The organism is Alcanivorax sp. HI0044 (assembly GCF_001634945.1).
In genome coordinates this window covers 1-885 of the sequence record NZ_LWEZ01001394.1, presented here as the reverse complement: position 1 = coordinate 885, position 885 = coordinate 1, and the positions used below count along the sequence as shown (strand labels likewise).

Here is an 885-nt window from a genome sequence, read left to right as displayed (position 1 = left end):
CTGATCCAGCTGTGCGAAGGTGGTGCCGTAATAGCCACCACTGAGCGCGACCAGGGTGCCCTGGCTTACATTGGCGGGGTAACCGCTGAGGGTGCGAATCTGGTAGTGATCCTGGCGCTGTTGTTGCTGGTTCTGCTGGCCGATGCGCACCTCGCCCTGAATCACCGGTGCCCGGCCGGATTCGATTCGGCCCCGGACATTGGTATCGATGCCGCTTTGTCGGCTGCTGCTGCCTTGTTGGCGTCGCAGGTGCACGATCAGGGTTGAGGGGGTGGCTTCCAGGCCGCCGAGGACGCTTTGCAGCTCCTGCATGCTGGCGTCGGTGGTACGCACAATCAGCTTGCCGCGATAGGCGCGAACGGAGCCGCCAGCCGGCAATAATGGCTCAATGACAGGCACCAGGGCGGGAGCGTCCGGACGCTCCAGCACATGGATGCTCATATCGTCAGCCGCAGACAGGCCGGGAAGGGCAAGCATGATGACAAGCAGTGTCAGGCACAGGCGCATGGGGTCCTCGCAGAGGTCGGTGGTTGCAGGGTTCCGACTCTCTCTACAGTAGCGCTGCCCGCAGCGGCTCGCCAGTAGGGCGGTGGCGCCAAATTTTGCCAGGGGCTGGCGCTGGCGCCCACCATGCCTACAATGTGCGTCCCGTCAGTCGCTTCGCCAGTCAGGAATGCCATGTTTGCCAATAGCCGTGCGGTCAGCTCGAACCAGTCGGGTGTCCATGTTGATCTGGAAAAGGTGGTGCGCCGGCACCTCGCTTCGGTCTGGCGGGCCCCCATAGCCGACCACGATCGTAGCGCCTTTGAGCAGGCCCGGGCTTGGCGCGATGAGCAAGGGGAAGATCGCCCGCTGATGCTGGATTCCGGCTGTGGCACGGGCCGT

At 64.0% G+C, this 885-nt stretch carries 1 protein-coding gene and 1 pseudogene; one reads left to right on the top strand and one right to left on the bottom strand.

Translation table 11 applies throughout. The features are described 5' to 3' along the window. A partial coding sequence (locus A3730_RS20575) for a hypothetical protein (RefSeq protein ID WP_063538807.1) occupies positions 1 to 507 on the bottom strand: 507 nt, incomplete at its 3' end. Between the two features lie 171 nt (positions 508 to 678). Here A3730_RS20575 and A3730_RS20570 point away from each other — a divergent pair. Next, positions 679 to 885 (top strand): annotated as a pseudogene (locus A3730_RS20570) (SAM-dependent methyltransferase); the annotation flags it as partial.